The sequence below is a fragment of the Janthinobacterium sp. 344 genome (assembly GCF_900112025.1).
GTDB lineage: Bacteria > Pseudomonadota > Gammaproteobacteria > Burkholderiales > Burkholderiaceae_D > Janthinobacterium.
Window position 1 is genome coordinate 994,379 of the sequence record NZ_FOKL01000001.1, and the last position, 23,400, is coordinate 1,017,778.

Sequence of the window (23,400 nt, forward strand, 5' to 3'; positions counted from 1 at the left end):
CGCCCGCGGCCGCCGCTGAAATAATTAACGTCCGAGACCGATGACCACGTCGAACAGGGTGCTGGCGATCTGCATGACCTTGCCGCACGCCTGGTAAGCCTGCTGATAACGCAGCAGGTTGGCCGCCTCTTCATCGAGATTGACGCCGGAGACGGCTTGCTGCTGCGTGCTGGTTTGCTGCAGCAAGGCCAGGCTGGCCAGGCCACTGACCTGCACTTCGCGCGTCTTGTTGCCCACGAAGCTGACGGTTTCCGCGTACGACCCCTGGAACGTGGCCTTGCCGCCGTCGAGGATATTTTTTGTCTGCAAGCTGGCCAGGGCCGCCGCATTGCGGTTGTCGCCCACGCCGCCCGCATTCGGCGCGATGGTGAAGGTGTCGCCCTGCGCCGGCGCGCCCGTCATGTTGACGTTGATGCCGCCGAAACTGAAGTTGTCGCCTTCCTTGTAGGGAATATTCGCCGTGCCGGCCGGATACGTGGTGGTATTGCCGTCGAGTCCCTTGACCGTCACGGCCTGGCCGGCGGGAAAGCCCGACAGCGAGCCGCTGACCTTGTCATAGGTCAGGGTCACGGTGCCCGTCAAGGCGTTGCCGGGCGCCAGATAGGCGCTGTCCACGCTGCCCGCGCCGAGCTTGCCGCTCCCCGTGTTGCTGACGGGCGCGCCCGTGGCGATCGGCGCGCCGGCGGCCAGCTTGTTGCGGTCGGTAATCAGCACGCCGAGGCCGGAAGCGCCGTTGGCCGTCGGCCTGACCGTGAAATTGTCGCCTTCGGCGGCCGTGCCCGAGATCGAGAAATCCACGCCGTCGATGGTTTGCGGCACCGTTTGCGGATATGGATTGATGGTTGTTTTCGCGCCGTCGCTCTGGCGCGTCACGACATAATTGGCGCCGTCATACTTGACGGCGTAATCGCTGGCCGTCAGCTTGGTCGGGTCGCTGACCTTGGCCGACAGCACCGTGGTGCTGGACGAATTGTTGCGGTAGTCGGCGCCGATGACGGGATCGGGCACCTTGAAGAAGTCGCCGCCCATGTCGCCATTCAAGTCCTGGCCCAGCTTGTGCTGCTCATTGAAGGTGGACGCCAGGGCGATGGCGACCTTGCCCAGCGAATTCTGGATACGGTCCAGGCTGCCACTGCGGAATTCCAGCAAGCCGCCCAACGCGCCGCCGCTCAAGGAACTTTCCGACAGCTTGGTGACGGTGGTACCCGTGACATAGCCCACGTCCAGGCGGTTCGGGTCGGTCGGCGACGGCGTGGCGGCCAGTTCAAAATTATTGTTGCCCACCACCAGCGGCTGGCCCGAGCCGATCGACACGGTGATGGTGTTGTTCGAGCCAGGCTGGACTGTTGCCTTGACGTATTTGTTCAGCTCCGTGATCAGCTGGTCGCGCTGGTCCAGCAAATCGTTGGGCTGGTTGCTTTCGTTCACCGTCAGGCTGGCGATCGAGTTGTTCAGCTCGGCGATCTGCTTGGCGTAGGAATTGATCACCTTCACGTTCGAGGTGATCTGCGAATTGACGCCGTCGCCGATTTCCGTCAGGCGCGCGCTGAGGCCCTGGAAGCGCGACGCCAGCGAGTTGGCGCTCGACAACAATGCCTGGCGCGACGAGACGGACGACGGGTTCGAGCTGAAATCCTGCACGCCCTTGAAGAAATCGGCCATCGCCGGCGACAGGCCGGCCGTGGAGTCGGCCAGCAGATTGTCGATCTGGCTGATCTGCGTGTAATAGGCATCAAGCGAGCTGGTGGTTGCCTGCGCGTTATTCACCTGCGCGGCCATGAAGCTGTCGTACTGGCGCTTGACTTGCGAGACCTCGGTACCGTTGCCGACAAAGCCATAGCCGGCATTGTTGAACTGCGCCGTCTGCTGCAGCACCACCTGGCGGTTGTAGCCGTCCACGTTGGCATTGGTGATGTTGTGCCCGGTCGTCGACAGGCCCACCTGCGCTGCAAGCAAACCGCTCTTACCGATGCTGAGTAGATTCGAAGTCATGGTGTCTTATTGGTTACTGTCATGAGTATTTACGGCAGCCGCGCACAAAACTTGAAGCGCCCGCGCTGCACCAGGGTCAGGCGGGGGATCAGCCGACCAGCGAATTCTTGATAATCTTTGTCAATTTGGCAGCGTAATTCGGGTCGGTCGCGTAGCCGGCCTTTTGCAAGCCGTGGGCAAAGGTGCTGGCGTCGCCCGCGCTGGCCAGCACTTTTTCATAGCGTTTGTTGTTGGTAATCAACTGCGCATAATCCTTGAAACTGTCCGCATAGCTGTCATAGGCGCGGAATTTTTCCACCTTGCGCTGCGCCTTGCCATTCACATACTCGGTGGTGACGGCTTCCGTGACCTTGCCCTTCCAGTCGCTCGACGCCTTGATGCCAAACAGGTTGTGGCTGCTGCTGCCGTCGCGGGCGATGATTTCGCGCTTGCCCCAGCCCGTTTCCAGCGCCGCCTGGCCCAGCATGAACTTGGCCGGGATACCGGTGGCGCGGCTGGCCTCTTCCGCGTGCACGCCCAGTTTTTCCTGGAAGGCGCGCACGTGCGGCGCCTGCGTGGCATTGGCCTTGTCGCTGAGGGTCTTGCCGGTGGCGCCGGCGCTGCCAGCCCCCTCGGTGAGGGCGCCCTGCTGCTGGCGGAACGCGGCCAGCGCCTGTGCCATGCTGGAAGACCGGGGCGACGGCGCTTCGGCGCCATCGGCGGCCAGCGCCTGGTTCGAGGACGACAACTGGCGGATCAGCACGTCCGCCAGGCCCGTGCCGCGCTTGGCCAGGTTCTGGCTCGTCTGCTGGTCCAGCATCGAGGTGTACATCTTGCTTTGCTGGCTATCCATGACGCCGTCCTGCGGCGTGGCGTCGCGCATGCTTTTCATCATCATGTTGATGAACATGGCTTCGAACTGCGTGGCCGCCTCTTTCAGGGCGGCCGGATCGCGCGCCTTGGCGGACTGGCGCAAGCCATCCATGCCCTTGACGTCATAGGCGGCGGTATTGCTGAGGTCGGTTTGGCTGATCATGGCATGCCCATCAAATGATTTCCAGTTCGGCGCGCAGCGAACCTGCCGCCTTCATCGCCTGCAGGATGGCCAGCAAGTCTTGCGGCGAGGCGCCGATGGCGTTGAGGGCCTTGACCACGTCGGACAGCGAGGCGCCGCCCTTGACCAGCATGACCTTGCCCGGCTCCTTCTTGATGTCGATCTGCGCCGTCTGCGTGACCACCGTGCGTCCGCCCGACAAGGGCGGCGGCTGGCTTACCTGCGGCTCGACATTGATGGTGACGGACAGGTTGCCGTGCGAAATGGCGCACGTTTCCAGGGTCACGGACTGGTTCATCACCACCGAGCCCGTGCGGGCATTCATGATGACCTTGGCCGCCAGGCGGGCCGGATTGACTTCGATGCTTTCCAGCTGGCCCAGAAAGCTCACGCGCTGGTCGCTGCCGCCCGGCGACTGCACCTGGATCACGCGGCCGTCCAGCGCGGCGGCCGTGCCAGGGCCGTAGCGGCTGTTGATGGCGTCGACCACGCGGCTGGCGGTGGCGAAATCGGTGGCGTTCAGTTCCAGGCGGATCGTGTTGTTGGCGCCCAGCACCGAAGGCACGGTGCGCTCGACGGTGGCGCCGCCCGAGATGCGGCCCACGCTCAAGTGGTTGATGACGACGGAGCTGCCGGCCGCCTGCGCGCCCACGCCGCCCACCAGCACGTTGCCCTGTGCCATGCCATACACCTGGCCATCGGCGCCCTTCAGCGGCGTCATCAGCAAAGTGCCGCCGCGCAGGCTTTTCGCATTGCCCATCGACGACACCGTCACGTCGAGCAGCTGGCCCGGCTGGGCAAACGCGGGCAAGGCCGTCGTCACCATCACGGCGGCGACGTTTTTCAATTGCAAGCTCGTGCCTTGCGGCAAATTGATGCCCTGCTGCTGCAGCATCGCCGCCACGCTCTGGATGGTGAAGGGCGTTTGCGTGGTCTGGTCGCCGCTGCCGTCGAGGCCGACGACGAGGCCATAACCCATCAGCTGATTCTGGCGCACGCCGGCGATGCTGGCCAGGTCCTTGATGCGCTCGGCCTGCGCCACGGGCGCCAGCAGGGACAATGCCAGGCCACAGACGACCAGAACGCGGGGAAAGGTCAGGGTCGCCATGATCAGAACGGCAGCAGGCTGAGGAAGAAGCGCGAGGCCATCGAGGCCATTTCGGCGCGGTCGATCTGGCTGTTGGTGCGGTATTCCACGCGCGCGTCGGCCACCTGGGTCGACGGCACGACGTTGCCGGTGCCGATGGTGTCCGGATTGACCATGCCCGAGAAGCGGATGAATTCCGTGCCCTTGTTCATGGCGATCTGCTTCTCGCCGGCGACGATCAAATTACCGTTCGGCAATACCTCGATGACCGTCACGCCGATCGTGCCGGAAAAGGTGTTGCTGGCGGACTGGTTGTCGCCATCGGCAAACTTGGTCGCGCCATTCGCCGAGACGGTGCCGCCCAGGCGGCCCTGGGCGAAACCAGGCGTGCTGAAGCCCACGCTGCCCGATTTGTTGCCGGAACTGGCGCCCGCCTTGACGGCGTTCGTGCGCTCGGTGATGGCGATCGTCATGGTGTCGCCCACGTGGCGCGCGCGGCGGTCTTCGAAGGCGGGCCGGTAGGTCGATGCCTGGTAGATGGAGCCGTTGCTGACGACCACCGGTTCCGGCATCGGCGCGCGCGTGGTGGTGGGATACTGCACGATCGAGGTGGGCGTGATGGCGCAGCCGGACAGCAGGACTGCGGACAACAGGGCGATGATGGGGTATTGCATGACAAACCTCCGCTGCCATCGTGCAAAAGATGGCATGACGACTAAAAAAGAAATTACAGCTGTGACAATTTCTGCAGCATTTGATCCGACGTGGTGATGGCCTTGCTGTTGATTTCATAGGCGCGCTGCGTCTGGATCATGTTGACCATTTCCTCGGCCACGTTGACGTTCGACGTCTCGATGTAGCCTTGCATCAGCACGCCGGCGCCATTCGTGCCCGGTGTATTCGTCTGCGCCACGCCGGAGGCGCCCGTCTCCATGTACAGGTTTTCGCCCTTCGATTCCAGGCCGGCCGGATTGACGAAGGTGGTCAGCTGCAGCGAACCGATCTGCGATGGCGCCACCGTGTCGGGCAAGGTGACGGAAACGGTGCCGTCGCGCGCCACGGTGATGCTCAGCGCATTCGTCGGCACGGTGATGGCGGGCTGGATGACGAAGCCTTCCGAGGTGACGAGCTGGCCGTTGGCATCCGTCTGGAACGAGCCGTCGCGCGTGTAGGCGGTGGCGCCGTCCGGCATCAGCACCTGGAAGAAACCGGTGCCGTTGACCATCACGTCGCGCGAATTGCCGGACGCTTGCGGATTGCCCTGCGTATGGATGCGTTCGGTGGCCACGGTGCGCACGCCGGTGCCGATCTGCAAGCCCGATGGCAGCTGGGTTTGCTGCGACGATTGCGCGCCCGGCTGGCGCACGTTTTGGTAGAGCAAGTCCTCGAACACGGCGCGCGATTTCTTGAAGCCCGTGGTGCTGACGTTGGCCAGGTTATTGGCGATCACGTCCATCTGCGTCTGTTGCGCTTCCAGGCCGGTCTTGGCTATCCAAAGGGAACGAATCATGTTTTTTCTCCAATAACGGCGCTAAGTAATCCTCGGGAAATGAGTGTGCATTTATGACGAACAGAACCGGATGCTATGCAAGGCGCTCACTGCGACGCAGTGCGAGCACTGCTAGCAGCGGGCAACGCCGCAGAGCGCAGGTTATGGAAGTCAGAAATCACAATAATTTTTTGGGGGGGTTACTTAATCAGCCCTGTAGACTATTTCTATGTGACCATTATGCGGGCGCCCCCATCAATTCAAAGCGAGGATCTGGGTAGCTTTCGCCGCGTTATTCTCGGCATTCTTCAATAAACTCATTTGCGTTTCGAACTGGCGCGCCAGCGCGATCATGCTGACCATCGAGTCGACGGGGCTGACATTGCTGCCTTCCAGCGCGCCCGTGGTCAATTTGACGGCCTGGTCGGCCTGCGCCGTGGTGCCGTCCTTCAGGCGGAACAGGCCATCGTCGCCGCGCACCAGCTGCTGCTCGGGCGGGTTGACGAGCTTGATGCGCCCCAGCACCGTCGACGGTCCCGGCGGCACATCGGTGGAAATCGTGCCCACCGTGCCGTCGCTGGCGATGGCCACCGTCACGCCGGGCGGAATCGCCATGGGGCCCGTATCGCCCTGCACCATCAGGCCGGCCTGCGTCTGCAGCATGCCATTTTCGTTGAGTTTCAGGCTGCCGTTGCGCGTATAGGCTTCGGAACCGTCGGCCGACTGCACGGCGATCCAGCCCGCGTTCTCCACGGCCACGTCGAGCGCGCGGCCCGTGTGCTGCATGGGCCCTTGCGTGAAATCGGAACCGACCGTCGAATCGACGACAAAGGCGCGCGTCGGCATCATGCCGTCGGCCACCACGGGCACGGCGCGGAACGAGTCGAGCTGCGCGCGGAAACCCGTGCTGGTGGCGTTCGCCAGGTTATTCGCCGTGGTCGCCTGCTTGTCCAGGATGTGCTTGGCGCCGGAGCCGGCGGTGTAGATGAGACGGTCCATGTTTTATTTCTCCTGTTGCTTTCAGCCCAAGGCGGAAAGCTGGGGTCAGACCCGGCGGGTCTGACCCCGGTACTATTAACGCAGGTTGACCAAGGTTTGCAGGACGGAATCCTGCGTCTTGATGGTCTGCGCATTCGCCTGGTAGGCGCGCTGGGCCGTGATCATGTTGACCAGCTCCGCCGTCAGGTCGACGTTCGACACTTCCACGGCCGAGGCGCGCAAGTTGCCCAGGGTGCCTGTCTTCGGTTCGCCCGTGATGGGCCGGCCCGAGGCCGAGCTTTCCACCCAGGCGTTGTTGCCCAGCGGCTCCAGGCCATTCGGGTTGGTGAAGTTACTCAACACCACTTGCCCCAGGCTGCGCGTGCGGCCATTGTTGTACTGGCCCTGGATGACGCCGTCGTCGCCCACGACGAAGCGGCTCAGCTGGCCCGCCTTGTAGCCGTCGGCTTCGGTTTTCTTTTCGCTGGTGGCGGTACCCAGCTGCGTCGAATTGGTGAAATCGACCTTGAGCGACAGGGTCGGATTGGCGCCCGTGGCGGGGAAGATCGGCAGGGTGACGGTGACGGGCAACGATTGCGGCGGCGTCAGGGCCAGCATGGCGGCCTTGTCCAGGCTGCCGACCGAATTGAAGATCAGCGAGCCGGTCTTGACGGCGGGCACGGTGGTGACGGCCAGGATGGCGGCGTCGATCTGGTCCGGCGTGCGGCTGGAATTGATGCCATCCGGCACGGCGGTGCCATACGTGGCGGCGATGGCGGCCAGTTGCGCCGGCGTGGCGCCAGCGGCCGTGGCGGCGGCCGTGACGGCGGCGCCGACCGCCTGGCCGTAGGCGACAGCGGCGGCCGTCACATTGGCCGGCACCAGCGGCACGGCCGTGGCGGCGGCCTGGTAGGCGGCGCGCGCGGCCAGCGAGGCGGGGTCCGTCTGCAAGGCGGCCGCGGCCTTCATGCTGGTCACTTCCGAGCCGTCCATGGCCGAGTAGACATCCCAGCTGTTGGTGCCCGTCTTGACGTAGTAATTCGACATGATGTGGGAATTGCCCAGCGAATCGAAGACTTCGACGGGGAACATCTTGCTGTACGAGGAATCATCGCCGGCCTTGAACGGCACCGTGGTCGGCATGGTCGTGTTGGAATTGAGGTTGACTTGCGTGTCGACCTTGGTCGTCGCCTGCGGCTTCATGTCCGACTGGTCGATCTGCAGGGGCACGACGGCGCCGGCGACGATCTTGCCGTTGGCATCGGCCGCGTAGCCGGTCAGCTGCGCCAGCTGGGCGTTGACGATGAAACCGCTCTTGTCGACCTGGAACTGGCCATTGCGCGAGTACTGGATCGCGCCGTTGACGCTGGTACGGAAGAAACCGCCGCCATTGATGGCGATGTCGAGGGGGTTCGACGAGGTTTCCAGGTTGCCCTGGTTAAATTGCTGGGCGATTTGCGAGACCGACACGCCGATGCCCACCTGGTTGCCGCCCACGCCATACAGCGAATTGGCATAGATGTCGGCGAACTGCGCCTGCGACTGCTTGAAACCCACGGTGGACGAGTTGGCGATATTGTTGCCGATGGCGTCCAGCGATTTGGCGGCGCCATTCAAGCCGCTCAGGCCTTGTTGGAAAGACATTGTGTTCTCCTGGTGGAAATTAGGGGGTGAGGGTCACGCTCAGGGTAAGCGGCTTACAGGATCTGTTTCACGTCGGCCATGGTGATGCTGCCCACGCCCGGCACATTCAATTTCACGCCATTCGCGCCCGTCGACACGCTGGCGACCGAACCGAACATCAGCGCCGTCGCATCCTTGAGCTTGGTGCCGCCGCGCGTCGCTTCCACCGCGAAGGTGTAGGCGCCGTCGGCCAGCACGACCGGCTTGCCGTCCTTGTCCAGGTCGGCGGTGGAACCGTTCCAGCCCAGCGGCAAGGTGCCCGCTTCCTGTGCGCCCAGGTCGATGGAATGGACTTCCTTGCCATCCTTGTAGATGATGACCTTGACCTTGTCGGCGGCCGTAGCCAGGTCCACGCCCAGCAGCGCGGCGCTCTTGCTGAGATTGATATCCTTGCCCGCCGTCAAGACACCGTGGCCGATGATGTTGGCTGCCTGCATCGATTCGGCTTGCTGGTAGCTGGTCTTCAGGGTTTCCAGGGTGGTGTTGAGCTTGTTCACGCCCGTCACGGTGGACAGCTGCGCCAGCTGGCTGGTCAGCTGCGCATTGTCGAGCGGGTTCATCGGATCCTGGTTTTTCAGCTGGGTGACCAGCAGGGTCAGGAATTTGTTCGTTTCCGCTTCGACACTGCCAGCCTCGGCTGTGGTCTTCTTCGGATTCATCGTCGCCATCAGGTCGGTGGTGACGGTGTTGCTGGTATCGATGGTTGCCATAATGATCAGTCAGCCTTATTGGCCGATGGAGAGGGTTTTCAGGAGCAGCGACTTGGCCGCGTTCATGGTTTCCACGTTGGTCTGGTACGAGCGCGAGGCCGACAGCATGTTGACCATTTCGTCGACCGTATTCACGTTGGGCATGGTGACGTAGCCTTTCTCGTCGGCCAGCGGATTTTTCGGGTCGTAGACCAGTTTCATCGGCGACGGGTCCTCGATCACCTTCTGCACCTTGACGGCCGTGGCGCCGTTGGCCATGGGCACGGCCTCGAACACCACCTGCTTGGCGCGGTAGGCTTCGCCCGTGGCGCTGGTGGCGCTGTCGGCATTGGCCAGGTTGCTGGCCACGGTGTTCAGGCGCTGCGCCTGGGCGCTCATGGCCGAACCGGAGACGTTGAAGATATTAAATAGCGACATGATTATTGTCCTCCCTGGATGGCCGTCAGCATGCCCTTGATCTGCGAATTGAGGAACGTCACGGCCGCCTCGTAGCGGATGGCGTTGTCGGCGAAGGCATTGCGCTCCAGGTCCATGTCGACCGTGTTGCCGTCGACGGCGCCCTGGGCCGGCGCGCGGTACAGAAGCGGCGTGCCGTCGGGCAAGGTTGCTGCCTTGCCACCTGCGGCGGGGGCGGCGCTGCCCTTGCCTGCCAGATGCTGCGGCGCCGTGCCGCTCAGCGCGGGCGCGCTGCCGCCCGCCTTCGCCAGCGCGCCTTTCAGGGCGGCGGCGAAATCGACGTCGCGCGCCTTGTAATTGGGCGTGTCCGCATTGGCGATATTCGAGGCGAGCAATTCCTGGCGCGTCGAGCGCAGGCTCAGCGCCGTCTCGTTGAAGCGCATGTAATCGTCGAGTTTCCCTATCATGTCAGGCTCCGGAAAGATCTGCCACTGGCGCCTGAGATGGCGGAAGGATGGCGGTATAGTGATGACAGGAAACATAGTACGGCGGCGCCCTGCCAGGCCATCGCCCGATCAGACCGTACTTTTACCCCTTAATCGGCGCTTCGAACGGGGCAGCGCGCACTATCATGGCACTATTCCAGAGGCCTATCACCATGAAAACACCGCTCGCTTTCCTTCTCGTTCTTGCCGTCCTGACTCCTGCCGCCCAGGCGCAAAACGCGGGCCGGCAAACGCCGGAAGCCTTGCGCGACAGCGTGGAACAGTTCCTGCAGGTGCAAAGCAACGGCTTGCCGGGCAAGGTGACGATCACCGTCGGCGCCGTCGACCCGCGCCTGAACCTGGCTGCCTGCCCCGCGCCGCAAGCGTTCATGGCGCCCGGCGCCCGCGCCTGGGGCAAGACCACCGTGGGCGTGCGCTGCACGGCGCCAGCCAACTGGACTATCTATCTGCAAGCGAATGTGGCCGTCGTCGGCGACTACGTGGCCAGCGCCGTGCCGCTGGCGCAAGGGCAAGCCATCGACGCCAGCCAGCTGGTGACGATGCAGGGCGATCTGGCGGCATTGCCGGCGGGTATCGCCACCGACATGGCCCAGGTCGTGGGCGCCAGCACGAATATTTCCTTGCCACCCGGCACGCCCATGCGCCTCGACACCCTGCGCCGCAAGCCCGTGGTGATGCAGGGCCAGCTGGTGCGTGTCGTTTCCAGCGGCAACGGTTTCCAAGTAGCATCAGAAGGCCGCGCCATCGGCAGCGCCGGCGATGGGCAGACGGTGCAGGTACGCACGCAGAGCGGCCAGCAGATCAGCGGCGTGGCGCGCGCGGGAGGGATGGTCGAAGTAGCTTTCTGAACACGGATGGGCAGCGATATTGTGGTCTGGCGCACTAAAGTTTCGGCAGAAGGTGCCGATAATGACACATATCCCGGAGTTTTTTGACTTCGACCAGACGAGGATCACGCTGTGAAAATTACCGACAACACCATTAAAAGCAATCCCGGCCTGCCGGTCGCGCCCGCGAATACCTCGGGCGCCCGCAATGCCGAGAAAGCCCAGGCAACACCGACGACGTCGGACAATGTACGCCTGTCCCCGCAGGGACAGGCATTAGCGGCCAGTGCAACTGCCGGCAGCGGCGCCGTGTTCGACACGAAAAAAGTCGAACGCATCAAGCTGGCGATCGCCGACGGCCAGTTCCAGGTCAACTCTGAAAAAGTGGCGGACGGTCTCCTGGACACAGTCAAGGACTTGCTGCACTCACGAAATAGATAGGTTCCCCAATGCAATCAGTGACTCCGTTTTCCAGCCTGCGCGACGAGCAACAGCTCATGACCACATTGCTGGCATTGATGAAAGAAGAACAGCTGCATCTGGTTGCGGCTGACATCGATGCAATCGCGGAGCTCACCGTGCGCAAGACGGCACTGGTAGGACAACTGAGCCAGCTGGCGGCGCAACGCCACCAGGCGCTGGCGGCGGCGGGCTTCATGGCCGCCGAGGCGGGCATGGAAGACTGGCTGGTCGGCGCCGGCGTGGCCGAAGCGGCCCCCCTGTGGAAATCCCTGCTCGAAACGACGCGCGAAGCAAAAGAGCAAAACCGCTTGAACAGCCTGCTCGTCAACAAGCACATGCTGCATACGCAAGGCGCCCTGAACGCCATGCGCCCCACGGCCCAGAGCGGCAACTTCTACGGCCCCAGCGGCCAGGCGACGACGAATACGCCCAACCGGCGCGTGGTGATCGGCTAAACGCCTCCCGTTTCATCCCACAACGAAAAACAACAACAGCGGCCAGCACGGCACCAGGCGACGTGGCCTCAGGCCGCTGGCTGCACGCCCTGCGCCAGCGCGGGTGCCAGCAGGCGCGTGCGCAGCCGCAGGGCCGGCCGCTCCACCAGCCGGTACAGCGCTGCCGCCGCCAGCACGGCCGCGCCGTTGTAGACGCAAAACGCCAGCACGGGCGAAACAGCCAGCGTATCGCCGAGATACGCGTCGAGCACGTGATATACCTGCTTGTGCGTCAGGTACAGGCTGAACGCCAGGGTCGCCAGGGAAGCCGCGCCGGGCACGCGCCAGCGGCCCGGCCAGGTGTGCCCGCTGATACAGCCGGCCACCAGACATGCCAGGCTGCATGACAACAAGGGGAAGCCGAAGACGATGCCGGCAAAGCCGGGCACGCCGCGCAGCAGCCACATGGCGCCCGCCAGCCCCGCCGTTCCCAGCACCAGCAGCAGCACGCCACGCGCCATGAGCGCCGCCCACCATGCGGGACGACAACCGCGCGTGACGGCCAGCATCACCCCCATCAGCAAACCATCGAGCCGGGTCGGGCTGGGCATGTAGATGAGCGCGATGAAACGCCCCGCATACGCCCCCTGCCCCGCCAGCGGCGCCAGCTCCTGCTGCCACAGCCAGGCACGCAGCAGCATGCCGCCCAACAGCACGCCCAGCGCCACCGCCGCCGTCCTGCCGGCTGACGGCCGGCGCGCCAGCCACCACACGACAGGCGGCAGCAGCACGTAAAAATGCTCTTCCACGCACAGTGACCAGGCGTGCGAAAAGGCACGCGCATCGGCGGCGCCAGGAAACAGATTGACGGTAAAGGTCAGAAATTGCCACAGCGGCCGCATGACTTCCGCCTCGCCCGATGCCGGCAGCAGCACATACAGCGCCAGCACGGCCAGATACGCGGGCAGGATGCGCAAGCTGTGGCGCAGCATGAACTGCGTCCACCACGGACGCCAGGCGGGCCGCGCGCCGGCGGCCCATGGACGCAGCAATTGCCAGCCGATCAGGTAGCCGCTGAGGACGAAAAACAGGTCCACGCCCATCCAGCCATAAGCGACGACAGGGCCAGGCAGGCGCAGGCCGTAACTTTCCAGGTGATACAGCATGATCCAGGCAATGGCCAGCGCGCGCAGCAGGTCGAGACCGGGCAAGCGGCCGGCGGTAGTGGCGAAAAAAGACATGCTGCACGTTATGCTGATGACAAGCTGTCATGATGCCACACGGTCCGCCCAAGCATCGCTTGCAAGCCGACAAAACAACACGGCGTGCCACAAGGCCCGTCCGTTTGAGCGCGCGCAAACCTGAAGGGGATGGTGTCTATATGCTCATCCTCAGCGCACGCCGCACCACAACAGGTGGGACATTCCCCGCCAACAAGAAAAGCCTTTCCCGCCGGCATAGCTGATCCATTCTGACGCGTCCAGCCTGCGCATTGGCGCTGCGCCACGACGCACGCCATGTCAATCGTACAACCATACGGAGCATGATATGAACGCCATCTCACTATCCAAGGCTGGTGCGGCACTGCTGCTCGGCAGCGCCCTGCTGGCACCGAGCGCGCAAGCCGACACGCAAGCCGTGTTTTACAACCATCTGGTCTCGACCGCCCTCGTGGCCGCGCCGCTGCTGGCGCAAGACACGCTGTTCATCGACACGTTCACGACGGAGCGCGGTTCGCTGCTGCAAACCACCACGTTTACGGTCGGCAGCGGCGTGCAATCGTTCACGGGCAACGCCGCGTGGCTGGTCACCGGCGCCAACGACTTCGGCCCCCGCCTGACCGGGGTCAACATTGACTTGTTCGATGCCAGCAATAACTTGGTGCAATCGGATACCTTCGCCGGCGTGCTGGGCGGCTTCGCCCACTCCACCTTCAGCGGACTGCTGGGCGCAGGCACCTACACCATGGTGGCCACCGGCGTCGGCGTGCGCGATTCCGTGCTGGACATTTCCATCACCACGGCCGTACCTGAACCGGGAACCTACGCCATGCTGCTGGCGGGACTGGGGCTGGTCGGGTATCGCATACGGCGCCGCAAGACCTTGGCCTGATGCATCCTGGCATGCGGCGCAGGCATTGAGACGTTTGCCGCGTGCGTGGCGGGACAAGGAGGAAAAGGGCGCCGCTCAGCCGTGCGCGGGACGGCCCGCATGCTGGCGGAATTTCGCCGCGATGGCTTGCGCCTTGGCCGTGGCGGCGGCCTGCTGGGCCGGCGACAGTTCATCCTGCAGCCAGTGCCAGTACTCATCCTGGTACGGGTTGCTGACGCCGGGCGCGAGGATGTCGTCGTAGACCATGCGCAGGGCCAGCAGGTAGCCGTATGCTTGCGGCGCATCCTTGCGCACCACCTCGCCATCGCGCAGATACGCCATCATCAGGGTCGACACGCTGGTCAGCTCGGCGTCGTCCGCCTGCGCCGTCAGCTGGGCGATGGCTTGCTGCTTCCACGCCTGCACCAGCGGGTCGTCGGGACGGTTGCGCAGCGCGCTGCGGTCGCCGAACGGCCCTTCGGACAGGAACAGGGTGGCCGCGCCCGGCACCCCCGCCTTGGCGGCAGTGGCCAGATAGCCCAGGCGCTCGTCGCGCTGGCGCTGCGTCAGGCCCGCGCACAGCTGCCGCTGGGCGGCTTTTTCTGGCGCCGTCATCTCGCGCCCCAGCTCGAATTCCAGCGCCGGCAAGCGCCCTTCCTGCAGGAAGGCGATGCAGTCGTCGAGCAGCTGGTAGGCCGCGTAGGCGTCTTCCGGCGTGCCGCTGGCCGCCAGGCGATCGAGCTGCCGCGCCAGGGTCACGGGCTCTGGCGCGGCGGCGGGCGCGGGTGGAGGAACGGCGCCGAGATTGAAATACGCCGCCAGGCTGCGGCCCGGCGGCGCACTGGCGGCGCCGGCACCAGCGGCGGCCTCGGACATGCCGCTGTCAGGCGCGGGCCAGTACGCCAGCGCCAGCGCTGCCGCAAGCGCCGCGATGGCGATGCCGGTGAGTTTGACGTTCATGGTGAATTGCCGCGGGTGGACTGGAAACGCACCTTACCACAGGCGCGCGCTCGCATGCCGCGCGCGGCGCGCATGCCAACAGAGTGTGCACCTCAGCCGCTGGCCTGTCAGCCGCCAGCCTTTTTCGGCTGGTGCCCCAGCTTGGCCAGCGCCGCCAGGATGGTCTCGACATGGTCGCCCTGCACCTCGATCACGCCATCCTTGACGGTGCCGCCGGAGCCGCACTGCGTGCGCAGCTGCTTGCCCAGCAGGGCCAGCGCGATGGCGTCCAGTGGCAAGCCCTTGACCACGGTGACGCTCTTGCCGCCACGCCCCTTGGTCTGGCGCGACACGCGCACCACGCCGTCACCCGCCGGCGCCGCCTTGGCCTGCGCCTTGCACGCGCACTGTGCCAGCGGCTGGCGGCACGCGGGGCACATGCGTCCTGTTTCGGTGGAATATACGAGGCCGCCCTGGGAACTGCTTTTCATGATGGAGAAATAAAAAATGGGAAGGCCGCGATTGTACCAAGCGGCCGCCGTCAGCCGGCGGTCGTCAGCCGGCGGTCGTCAGTTGGCCGTCGTCAGTTGGCGGGCGCTGGCGCCGGGGCGGGCGCCGCGGGCGCCGTCGGCACTTCCGTCACCGTTTCCGGGATGCCCGACAGGATCGTCACGGCGACGCGGCGGTTGCGCGCGCGCCCTTCCGGCGTGGCGTTCGGCGCCACGGGGATGTTGTCGGCGTGGCCCACGGCCGTCAGGCGCGAGGCTTGCACGCCGCTGGCGATGAACAGGCGCACGACGGCGCTGGCGCGCGCGGCCGACAATTCCCAGTTCGAGGCGAAATTCGAATTGCTGATCGGCTGCACGTCCGTATGCCCTTCCACCTGCACGTCGTGCGCGTCGTCCTTGAGCAGCACGGCGACGGCGCGCAGGGCCTGGTCCGATTCCGCCGTCAGGCGCGCCGCGCCCGGGTCGAACAGCACGCTGGCATTGATTTCCACGCTCACGCCGCGGCTCGTCTGCGTGACCCGCACCTTGCCTTCCTTCACCAGCGGCGCCAGGGTCGAGGTCAGGTCTTGCGCCAGGCGCGTCATGTGTTCGCGTTCGCGGCGGATGGCTTCCGTGCGGCGCTTCAGGGCGGGGTTCGGCAGCGGGATGGCCTGCGGCGCTTCCATGATGATGGGCGGCGCGCCCTTTTCCAGGCTGAAGGCCTGGCCGATGGCATTCTGGAAGACGCGGTACTTGCCCTCGTTGACTTGCGAAATGGCGTACATGACGACAAAGAAGGCGAACAGCAGGGTGATGAAGTCGGCGTACGAGATCAGCCAGCGGTCCTGGTTGTCCGGTTCCTCGTCATACTTCCTGCGCGCGCGCCGCATCATGGTCAGTGCTCGTGCAGCAGGCTCGATACGCGCTCTTCGATGATGCGCGTATGGTCGCCCGTGGCGATGTCATACATCACGGCGGCCGTGATTTCATACTGCAGCACGCGGCGCGTGACGATGGCCTTGAGCTTGTTCGCCACCGGCAGGAACAGCAGGTTGGCCAGGCCCACGCCATAAATCGTCGAGACGAAAGCGACGGCGATGCCGCCGCCCAGTTTGCTCGGGTCGGTGAGGTTTTCCATCACGTGGATCAGGCCCAGCACGGCGCCCAGGATGCCGATGGTGGGCGAGTAGCCGGCCGCCGATTCCCACACCTTGACGGCCTGGCGCTCGGCCAGTTCGTAGGCGGTGATCTCCACGTCGAGCAGCTGGCGCAGCTTGTCGGGCGCGATGCCGTCGACGATCATGCGCAAGCCCTTGGCGTTGAAGCGGTCGGCCGTGTTTTCCATCAGGCGTTCGAGCGCCAGCGGGCCGTCGCGGCGCGCCGTCAGGCTCCATAGCCCGATGTCGCGGGCCAGCGCGGCGCGCGTGTCGGCCGGCGGCAAAAACACCCAGCGCAGCATTTCCAGCCCGCGCACGAAAGTGCGCAGCCGCGTCTGCAGCAGCACGGCGCCGAAGGTGCCGATGACCACGATGGCGAAGGCGGCCGGCTGCAGCAGGGAGGCCATCTTGCCGCCTTCCAGTGCCTGGCCGACCAGGAGGCCCGCCAGTGCCAGCGCCAGCCCGATTACGCTGGACCAGTCCACGCCTGCTCCCTCAAGGTTGCGCGCAGGCGCGCGACGGCCTGGGTATGCAGCTGCGAGACGCGCGATTCCGACACGCCCATCACCGCGCCGATCTCCTTCAGGTTCAGCTCTTCTTCGTAGTACAGGCCCATGAGTATTTTCTCGCGTGGCGGCAGCGCGTCGATGGCATCGATCACGGATTGCCGGAAATCGGTATCGAGCAGGGAACGCAAGGGGTCGCTGTCCTCGTCCACGCAGTGGCGGTCGAGGAAGCTGTCATTGCCGTCCGGGTCATGAAAATCTTCGTAGTACACCAGCTGGTGGCCGCCGCCGTCGCCCAGCATTTCCTGGTAGTCGGCCAGCGACATCTTGAGCAGCTTGGCCACTTCCGACTCCGTCGGCGGATGGCCCAGGCGCTGCTGCAGGATGCTCATCGCCTCTTCGATCTTGCGCATGTTCTGGCGCATGCTGCGCGGCAGCCAGTCGCTGGTGCGCAGCTCGTCGAGCATGGCGCCGCGGATGCGCAGCACGGCATAGGTCTCGAACTGCGCGCCATGCGTTTCCTCATAGCGGCTGATGGCGTCCAGCAGGCCGATCATGCCGGCCTGGATCAGGTCATCGACCTCGACCGAAGGCGGCAATTTCGCCTTCATATGGTGCGCCAGACGCTTCACCAGCGGAATATGCTCCGTCAGCAAATAGTCCTTGTTCGATTTCCCTTTGACCGTGTACATAGGCTGCTTATTGTTTTCTCGTCTTATCTGATGCTACGGTTGGATTCAGGCGCTGAAATGGTGGGCGCTCCCCGTCTGGCACAAGGTGGAACCGAGCACCGGCGCCGCCGAACGCGCCAGCCGCTCGGCCAGCCCGCGAAACGCCACCGACGCCCCCGCCAGCGGAAACGCATCGACCACGCTGCGGCCCAGGCGCGCCGCGCGGTGCAGATACTCATCGGCTGGCACCGAACCCATCGACGTCAGTTTCACGGCCAGGTAGCGGCTTGCCGCCTGCGCCATATTATCGTATACCACTTTTGCCTCGGATTCGGAAGCGCCAGTGACAAGTATGCCGAACGGGCGCCGGCCCAATTCCTGGTTCAGGCGCTTGATCAGGCAGTAGGCCGCCTTGATCGAGTTGGCGCTGTTCGACACTTGCACGACGATATCCGATGCCGCCATCAGCGGCACGGGGAAGCACTCGCCCTGCTCTGCCACCACGCCGTCGACCAGCACGATGCCGCTCTGGCGCGCCAGTACCTCGAAGGTCTTGCCCAGGCGGCGCGTATCGTCGGCGCCCGCATAATCATGGCTATCCATCAGATGGTTGCGCGCGCCCATGTAGGCCACGCCGAAACCTTGCGGCACCTGGTGGATCACCTGGTTCAGGCCGCACTGCTGGCGCGCCACGTCGAGCAGGCTGGCGCCATGCGCCAGGCCCAGCCGCGCCGCCACGCCTTCGCTGCCGCCGCTGGCATCGACCAGCAGCACTTCATTGCCGCCGTAGGCCAGCGACGCCCCCAGGTTCACCAGCATGGCACCCTTGTCATCCTGCGGCGTGGCCGACAAAAACGTCATCACGCGCGGCTGCGGACCGGCCAGCATGCGGCGCAGGCCTTCGGCCTGGTCGAAATCGAAATTAGCCAAGATGCACCCCGCGCGGGTTGCGGGCGGCCGCCTGCGCCATCAGCAGCGGCAATTCGGCGTCGGAAAACTGCGTCGCCGCCGCATCGCGCTTGAGCTTGAAGGCGCGGTCGATCAGGTAGCCGCGGTCGGCCAGGTACAGGTCTTCCGGCACGCGCTGGCCGTTCGACACATAAAACAGGTTGAGTTTCTGGCGGATCACCACGTCGAGCACATTGCCGATCGAGGCCGCTTCATCGAGCTTGGTCATGATGCAGCCAGCCAGGCCGCTGCCTTGATACGCGCGCACCACTTCGTTCAGGGTTTCCTGCGTCGCCGTGGAATTGAGGCACAGCAGGCGTTTCACGTCGGCGCCGGCGCCCGACAGCATGGCCACCTGTTCCGTCACCATCTGGTCGCGCTGGCTCACGCCCACCGTATCGATCAGCACCGTATGCTTGTTCTTGAGTTCCTTCAGGGCGATGCGCAAGTCGGCCTCGTCCTTCACGGAATGCACCATCACGCCGAGGATCTTGCCGTAGATGCGCAACTGTTCATGCGCGCCGATACGGTAGGCGTCGGTGGTGATCAGGGCCAGCTTTTCCGGGCCGTGGCGCATCACGCAGCGCGCCGCCAGCTTGGCCGTGCTGGTGGTCTTGCCGACGCCCGTCGGGCCGACGAGGGCAAATACGCCGCCCTGCTCCAGCATGGCGTCTTCATTGGCCACCGTGTTCAGGTTGCGGCTGAGGACAGTCTTGATCCAGCGCATGCTTTGCGCGCCATCGAGGCCGGCCGGCAGCTTGTCGATCAGGTAGCGCGCCAGGCTGGCCGAGAAGCCGGCGGCCAGCATTTCGCGCAGCACCACGGCTTTTTGCGGCTCGCGCTGCTGCGTCGAGCCCCACGAGATTTCCGCCAGCTGGGTTTCCATCATGCCGCGCATGGCGCGGATTTCATTCATCATGCCGCTCATCTCGGCGGCGGCGTTCTCTTTGACGTGCGCCAGCGCGCTGGCCATCATCTGCTGCATGCGGGCCATGTCCATGGGCTCGGCGGCAGGCTGGCGCGGCGCGGCGGGACGCGGCGCGGCCGGGCGCTGGGCCGGGGCGGCAGGACGCTGCGGCGTGGCGAACTGGGTCTGCAACTGGGGACGGGGCTGGGCCATTTCGGAGGCGGCCGGCGGCGACGCCAGCGAAGCGGCATCGTCATTGGCCAGCGCGAGGATCTCCACCACGCCATCGGCCTGGCGGTTCGACAGGATCACGGCGTCGGGGCCGAGCGCTTCGCGCACCTTGCGCAGCGCATCGCGCGACGAGGCGCCCGTGAATTTCTTCACATTCATGGCCGGCCTCCCGGGGCGGGGTTGGCGCAATATTGGCTGAACTGTGTGACCATCATCGACTCCTGTTGCTTGAGTGCTGTCTTCCACATGGACACAGATCACCCGGACAGTTTCCATTATTAGCGATGCACTGGGGAAACGATCGAAGGAACAGGACGGGAAAGTGCCCGTTATTCAGTTTGCCGCGAGGAAATTGATGTTTATTTGACCAAAAGCAAGGGCTGGGGTTAGACCCCCCACCCACTAACGCTAACGACATCTGGGGTCAGACCCCCTCGCAGGTTGGCGATGACCTCCATGTTGGCGGTGTTGAGGGTCTGACCCCGGCATTAACTATGTCAACTACTGCGCGCCCACCAGGCTGGTGACGCGGATCGTCTTGGTTTCCGGCACTTCCGAATGCGACAGCACTTTCAACTGCGGCAAGGCGCGGCGCAGGAAACGCGACAGCAGGGCGCGCAGCGGCGCCGGTACCAGCAGCACGGGCGTCAGGCCCAGCGCTTCCTGCTGCTGCGCGGCCAGGCCCGCCTGGTGCGCGATGGTATCGGCCAGGCCAGGCTCGATGCCGGCGCCGTCGCCGCCATTGCCCATGGCCTGCATCAGCAGGCGCTCCAGGCGGCTGTCCAGGGTCATCACGGACAGCTCGGCCGCGCCGGGGAACAATTGCTGCACGATGGCGCGGCCCAGCGCCACGCGCACCAGCGCCGTCAGGTCGTTCGGGTCCTGCGTGTGCACCGTGTGCTCGGCCAGGGTTTCGATGATGGTGCGCATGTCGCGGATGTGCACGCCTTCGGCCAGCAGGTTCTGCAGCACTTTCTGCAGGGTCGACAGCGACAGCATCTTCGGCACCAGGTCTTCCACCAGGCGCGGCGCATCCTTGCCCAGGTGGTCGAGCAGCGACTGCACTTCCGCGCGCCCCAGCAGTTCGGAGGCATGCGAGGTGATCAGGTGATTCAGGTGCGTGGCCACCACGGTGCCCGCGTCGACCACCGTATAACCCATCGATTGCGCCTGGTCGCGCAAGGTCGCCTCGATCCAGGTGGCGGGCAAGCCGAACGCGGGGTCGGTGGTGGCCAGGCCGGGCAAGGTGCCGCTGGCCATGCCGGGGTTGATCGCCAGGAACTGGCCATTGAACGCTTCGCCCACGCCCACTTCCACGCCCTTCAGGGTGATGCGGTAGGCCGATGGCTTCAATTCCAGATTGTCGCGGATGTGCACGGGCGGCGCCAGGAAACCCACTTCCTGGGCGAATTTCTTGCGGATGCCCTTGATACGCTTGAGCAATTCGCCGCCCTGCGTCTTGTCGACCAGGGGGATCAGGCGGTAGCCCACTTCCAGGCCCAGGGTATCGACGGGCATGATGTCTTGCCAGGTGGCCTCTTCCTGCTCGGGCGCCACGGTGGCTTGCGGCACCTCGGCCGGCTTCTCGGCGGCCTCTTTCGCCTGCGCGCGCTTCTTGCTGATCAGATAGGCGGCCCCCGCCAGCAGCGACGCCAGCAGGATGAAGACCATGTTCGGCATGCCGGGAATCAGGCCCATGCCGCCGATGATGCCGGCCGTAATGTACAGCACCTGCGGTTTCGCAAACAGCTGCCCCACCAGCTGGGTGCCGATGTCCTGTTCGCTGGCCACGCGCGAGACGACGATACCGGCCGCCGTGGAAATGATCAGCGAAGGAATCTGCGCCACCAGGCCGTCACCGATGGCCAGCAGCGTGTAGTTCTTCAGCGCATCGGCAAAGCCCATGTCGTGCTGCAGCAGGCCCACCAGCAAGCCGCCGACGATATTGATGACGGTGACCATGATGCCGGCGATGGCATCGCCGCGCACATATTTGCTGGCACCGTCCATGGCGCCATAGAATTCCGCTTCCTGCGCCACTTCCGTGCGGCGGCGGCGCGCTTCGTCTTCGCCGATCAGGCCCGCGTTCAGGTCGGCATCGATGGCCATCTGCTTACCCGGCATGGCGTCCAGCGCGAAGCGGGCGCCCACCTCGGCGATACGGCCCGCACCCTTGGTCACGACGGTAAAGTTGATGATCGTCAAAATAATGAAGACCACGATACCCACGGTGTAGTTGCCGCCAATCAGGAAGTGGCCGAACGCCTCGATCACTTTACCGGCCGCGTCGGCGCCCGTATGGCCTTCCGTCAGCACCACGCGCGTGGAGGCCACGTTCAAGGACAGGCGCAGCATGGTCGATACGAGCAGGATGGTCGGGAAGGCCATGAAATCGAGCGGCTTGACCGTGTACAGCGCCGTCAGCAGCACAATGATGGACAGCGCGATATTGAAACTGAAAAAGATGTCGAGAATAAAGGCGGGCAGCGGCAGCACCATCATCGCCAGCAGCATGATGATGATGACCGGCGCGGCGATACCCTTGCTGGCGTTGTCGCTCATTCCGCTGAGCCAGGCTGGCATTCTCAGGCCGTTCATGGTGTGCTTCCTTTATTCTTGTCTGCGGCGTCTGCTGCCGGTGGTGTCTGCGATGCGGGGTTGAGCGGGTCGAGCTCGGGCGGCACTGCCAGCTTGTTCGGCCGGTCCGGGCGCTGGCCGTGGCCATTGCCGTAGTTGCGCAGCTGGAACACGTAGGCCAGCACTTCGGCCACGGCGCCGTACAGCGCCTCGGGAATCTCGTCGCCGATATCCGTATGCTTGTACAGGGCGCGGGCCAGGGCCGGCGCTTCCAGGATGGCGACCTTGTGCTCGCCCGCCAGTTCGCGGATCTTCGCCGCCACCTCATCGACGCCCTTGGCCACCACCTGCGGCGCGCCGCGCGAATTCTCGCCGTATTTCAGCGCCACCGCATAGTGCGTCGGGTTGGTCACCACCACGTCGGCCGTGGGGACGTCGGCCATCATGCGGCGGCGCGACATTTCATGCTGCATCTGGCGGATCTTCGCCTTGATCTGCGGATTGCCGTCCGATTCCTTCGACTCTTGCTTGACTTCCTGCAGGGTCATTTTCATTTTGTTGGCGTAGTGCCACATCTGGTACGGGCCGTCGATGGCGGCGATGAGACCCAGCGCGCCGACGATCAGCAAAAAGGCCGTGATCAATAAGCTGATCAGATGAGCCGAGCCGGCGCGCAAGGACTCCACCGACAAACCCAGCACGGCATCCTTCTGATGCTGCATCACCAGCCAGGCCACCACGCCGACGACGAGGGTCTTGGCGATGGCCTTGAGCAATTCCACCAGGGAATTCTTCGAAAACATGTTGCCCAGGCCGCGAATCGGGTTGAGCTTGCCGAAATTGGGGGTAAACGCCTTGGAGCTGAACAGCCAGCCCCCCACCAGCACGGGCGAGGCCAGCGCGACGAGCATGATGGCCAGCGCATACGGCAGGCAGGTGAGCAGGACCGAGCCCACGTCATAGCCGATGCGCAGCATCATCGCATCGGGATTGAGTATCTGCTCGCGGTCCAATGTCAGCCCGGAAACCATGACGGCCGTCAGCCGGCGCACGATGGCGTCGCCGGCAAACCACAGGCAGCAGCCGGACGCCATCAGCACCGTGAACGTCGCCACTTCACGCGATCGCGGAACGTCGCCTTCCTCACGCGCCTGCTCGAGGCGCTTCGGTGACGCGGCTTCGGTCTTTTCTGCGTCGCTGTCTTCCGACATCAATCAACTCCGGTGAAGTCCCGCGGCCTGGCTAGGCGCAATACGGACTGGGCATGGAGCATTATCGGTTCAATCAG

24 protein-coding genes are annotated in these 23,400 nt (G+C 64.6%); 4 read left to right on the top strand and 20 right to left on the bottom strand.

Features of this window, described 5'->3' with window-relative positions; all coding sequences use genetic code 11:
- Nucleotides 1–24: 24 nt before the first annotated feature.
- The 10 genes from flgK to flgB all read right to left on the bottom strand — a co-directional run bounded on the left by flgK (nucleotide 25) and on the right by flgB (nucleotide 9,835).
- A complete protein-coding gene (gene flgK, locus BM193_RS04450) occupies nucleotides 25–1,992 on the bottom strand; it encodes a flagellar hook-associated protein FlgK (protein WP_092795688.1) in 1,968 nt (655 codons plus the stop codon).
- 88 nt (nucleotides 1,993–2,080) lie between these two features.
- Complete coding sequence (gene flgJ / locus BM193_RS04455; RefSeq protein WP_092795690.1) at nucleotides 2,081–3,007, bottom strand: flagellar assembly peptidoglycan hydrolase FlgJ; 927 nt, start codon at nucleotides 3,005–3,007, stop codon at nucleotides 2,081–2,083.
- 10 nt (nucleotides 3,008–3,017) lie between these two features.
- Nucleotides 3,018–4,133, bottom strand: coding sequence for a flagellar basal body P-ring protein FlgI (locus tag BM193_RS04460; protein ID WP_092795693.1), 1,116 nt, complete (start codon nucleotides 4,131–4,133; stop codon nucleotides 3,018–3,020).
- 2 nt (nucleotides 4,134–4,135) lie between these two features.
- Complete coding sequence (locus BM193_RS04465) at nucleotides 4,136–4,786, bottom strand: flagellar basal body L-ring protein FlgH (protein ID WP_092795695.1); 651 nt, start codon at nucleotides 4,784–4,786, stop codon at nucleotides 4,136–4,138.
- A 53-nt stretch (nucleotides 4,787–4,839) separates the two neighbouring features.
- Nucleotides 4,840–5,622 (bottom strand): flagellar basal-body rod protein FlgG, encoded by a 783-nt coding sequence (flgG, locus tag BM193_RS04470; RefSeq protein WP_092795697.1) that lies wholly within the window; start codon nucleotides 5,620–5,622, stop codon nucleotides 4,840–4,842.
- Between the two features lie 234 nt (nucleotides 5,623–5,856).
- Nucleotides 5,857–6,600 (bottom strand): flagellar basal body rod protein FlgF, encoded by a 744-nt coding sequence (locus tag BM193_RS04475; protein WP_092795699.1) that lies wholly within the window; start codon nucleotides 6,598–6,600, stop codon nucleotides 5,857–5,859.
- A 75-nt stretch (nucleotides 6,601–6,675) separates the two neighbouring features.
- Nucleotides 6,676–8,223, bottom strand: a complete 1,548-nt coding sequence (locus BM193_RS04480; protein ID WP_092832225.1) for a flagellar hook protein FlgE — start codon at nucleotides 8,221–8,223, stop codon at nucleotides 6,676–6,678.
- Nucleotides 8,224–8,276: 53 nt separating this feature from the next.
- Nucleotides 8,277–8,972 (bottom strand): flagellar hook assembly protein FlgD, encoded by a 696-nt coding sequence (locus BM193_RS04485; protein ID WP_092795704.1) that lies wholly within the window; start codon nucleotides 8,970–8,972, stop codon nucleotides 8,277–8,279.
- Between the two features lie 15 nt (nucleotides 8,973–8,987).
- Nucleotides 8,988–9,389 carry a flagellar basal body rod protein FlgC gene (gene flgC, locus BM193_RS04490; protein WP_092795705.1) on the bottom strand — a complete coding sequence of 134 codons (402 nt, stop codon included), beginning with the start codon at nucleotides 9,387–9,389 and terminating at the stop codon, nucleotides 8,988–8,990.
- A 2-nt stretch (nucleotides 9,390–9,391) separates the two neighbouring features.
- Nucleotides 9,392–9,835: a flagellar basal body rod protein FlgB gene (gene flgB / locus BM193_RS04495; RefSeq protein ID WP_092795707.1), complete on the bottom strand. Its 444-nt coding sequence runs from the start codon at nucleotides 9,833–9,835 to the stop codon at nucleotides 9,392–9,394.
- A 191-nt stretch (nucleotides 9,836–10,026) separates the two neighbouring features.
- On the opposite strand from flgB, the gene flgA reads away from it, so the two are divergent.
- The 3 genes from flgA to BM193_RS04510 all read left to right on the top strand — a co-directional run bounded on the left by flgA (nucleotide 10,027) and on the right by BM193_RS04510 (nucleotide 11,618).
- A complete protein-coding gene (gene flgA / locus BM193_RS04500; RefSeq protein ID WP_092795709.1) occupies nucleotides 10,027–10,722 on the top strand; it encodes a flagellar basal body P-ring formation chaperone FlgA in 696 nt (231 codons plus the stop codon).
- A 111-nt stretch (nucleotides 10,723–10,833) separates the two neighbouring features.
- Nucleotides 10,834–11,142 (top strand): flagellar biosynthesis anti-sigma factor FlgM, encoded by a 309-nt coding sequence (flgM, locus tag BM193_RS04505; RefSeq protein WP_034754089.1) that lies wholly within the window; start codon nucleotides 10,834–10,836, stop codon nucleotides 11,140–11,142.
- Nucleotides 11,143–11,150: 8 nt separating this feature from the next.
- Nucleotides 11,151–11,618, top strand: coding sequence for a flagella synthesis protein FlgN (locus BM193_RS04510; RefSeq protein ID WP_092795711.1), 468 nt, complete (start codon nucleotides 11,151–11,153; stop codon nucleotides 11,616–11,618).
- A gap of 68 nt (nucleotides 11,619–11,686) precedes the next feature.
- Here BM193_RS04510 and BM193_RS04515 read toward each other — a convergent pair whose 3' ends face one another.
- Nucleotides 11,687–12,838 (bottom strand): acyltransferase family protein, encoded by a 1,152-nt coding sequence (locus BM193_RS04515; protein ID WP_092795712.1) that lies wholly within the window; start codon nucleotides 12,836–12,838, stop codon nucleotides 11,687–11,689.
- Nucleotides 12,839–13,145: 307 nt separating this feature from the next.
- Between BM193_RS04515 and BM193_RS04520 the strand changes: the two genes are divergently transcribed.
- Nucleotides 13,146–13,709 carry an FxDxF family PEP-CTERM protein gene (locus BM193_RS04520; protein WP_092795714.1) on the top strand — a complete coding sequence of 188 codons (564 nt, stop codon included), beginning with the start codon at nucleotides 13,146–13,148 and terminating at the stop codon, nucleotides 13,707–13,709.
- A 75-nt stretch (nucleotides 13,710–13,784) separates the two neighbouring features.
- Here BM193_RS04520 and BM193_RS04525 read toward each other — a convergent pair whose 3' ends face one another.
- The 9 genes from BM193_RS04525 to flhB form a co-directional block, all read right to left on the bottom strand.
- Entirely contained in the window at nucleotides 13,785–14,648 is an 864-nt protein-coding gene (locus BM193_RS04525) for a hypothetical protein (RefSeq protein ID WP_092795716.1), read from the bottom strand.
- A 107-nt stretch (nucleotides 14,649–14,755) separates the two neighbouring features.
- Nucleotides 14,756–15,118 carry a translation initiation factor Sui1 gene (locus BM193_RS04530; RefSeq protein ID WP_092795718.1) on the bottom strand — a complete coding sequence of 121 codons (363 nt, stop codon included), beginning with the start codon at nucleotides 15,116–15,118 and terminating at the stop codon, nucleotides 14,756–14,758.
- Between the two features lie 92 nt (nucleotides 15,119–15,210).
- Nucleotides 15,211–16,005: a flagellar motor protein MotD gene (gene motD / locus BM193_RS04535; RefSeq protein ID WP_092797054.1), complete on the bottom strand. Its 795-nt coding sequence runs from the start codon at nucleotides 16,003–16,005 to the stop codon at nucleotides 15,211–15,213.
- A 5-nt stretch (nucleotides 16,006–16,010) separates the two neighbouring features.
- Entirely contained in the window at nucleotides 16,011–16,757 is a 747-nt protein-coding gene (locus BM193_RS04540; protein ID WP_092795720.1) for a flagellar motor protein, read from the bottom strand.
- A complete protein-coding gene (locus tag BM193_RS04545) occupies nucleotides 16,739–17,470 on the bottom strand; it encodes an RNA polymerase sigma factor FliA (protein ID WP_071322371.1) in 732 nt (243 codons plus the stop codon). Before BM193_RS04545 ends, BM193_RS04540 begins: the two co-directional genes overlap by 19 nt.
- A gap of 45 nt (nucleotides 17,471–17,515) precedes the next feature.
- On the bottom strand, nucleotides 17,516–18,379 hold the full coding sequence (locus tag BM193_RS04550; protein ID WP_092795722.1) for a MinD/ParA family ATP-binding protein: 864 nt from the start codon (nucleotides 18,377–18,379) through the stop codon (nucleotides 17,516–17,518).
- Entirely contained in the window at nucleotides 18,372–19,694 is a 1,323-nt protein-coding gene (flhF, locus tag BM193_RS04555; RefSeq protein ID WP_092795724.1) for a flagellar biosynthesis GTPase FlhF, read from the bottom strand. Before flhF ends, BM193_RS04550 begins: the two co-directional genes overlap by 8 nt.
- Before the next feature lie 342 nt (nucleotides 19,695–20,036).
- Nucleotides 20,037–22,133, bottom strand: a complete 2,097-nt coding sequence (gene flhA / locus BM193_RS04560) for a flagellar biosynthesis protein FlhA (RefSeq protein WP_092795726.1) — start codon at nucleotides 22,131–22,133, stop codon at nucleotides 20,037–20,039.
- The gene (gene flhB, locus BM193_RS04565) at nucleotides 22,130–23,323 is read right to left on the bottom strand and encodes a flagellar biosynthesis protein FlhB (RefSeq protein WP_092795728.1); all 1,194 of its coding nucleotides are present in this window, start codon (nucleotides 23,321–23,323) and stop codon (nucleotides 22,130–22,132) included. The genes flhA and flhB overlap by 4 nt, the downstream gene beginning before the upstream one ends.
- Nucleotides 23,324–23,400: the final 77 nt, after the last annotated feature.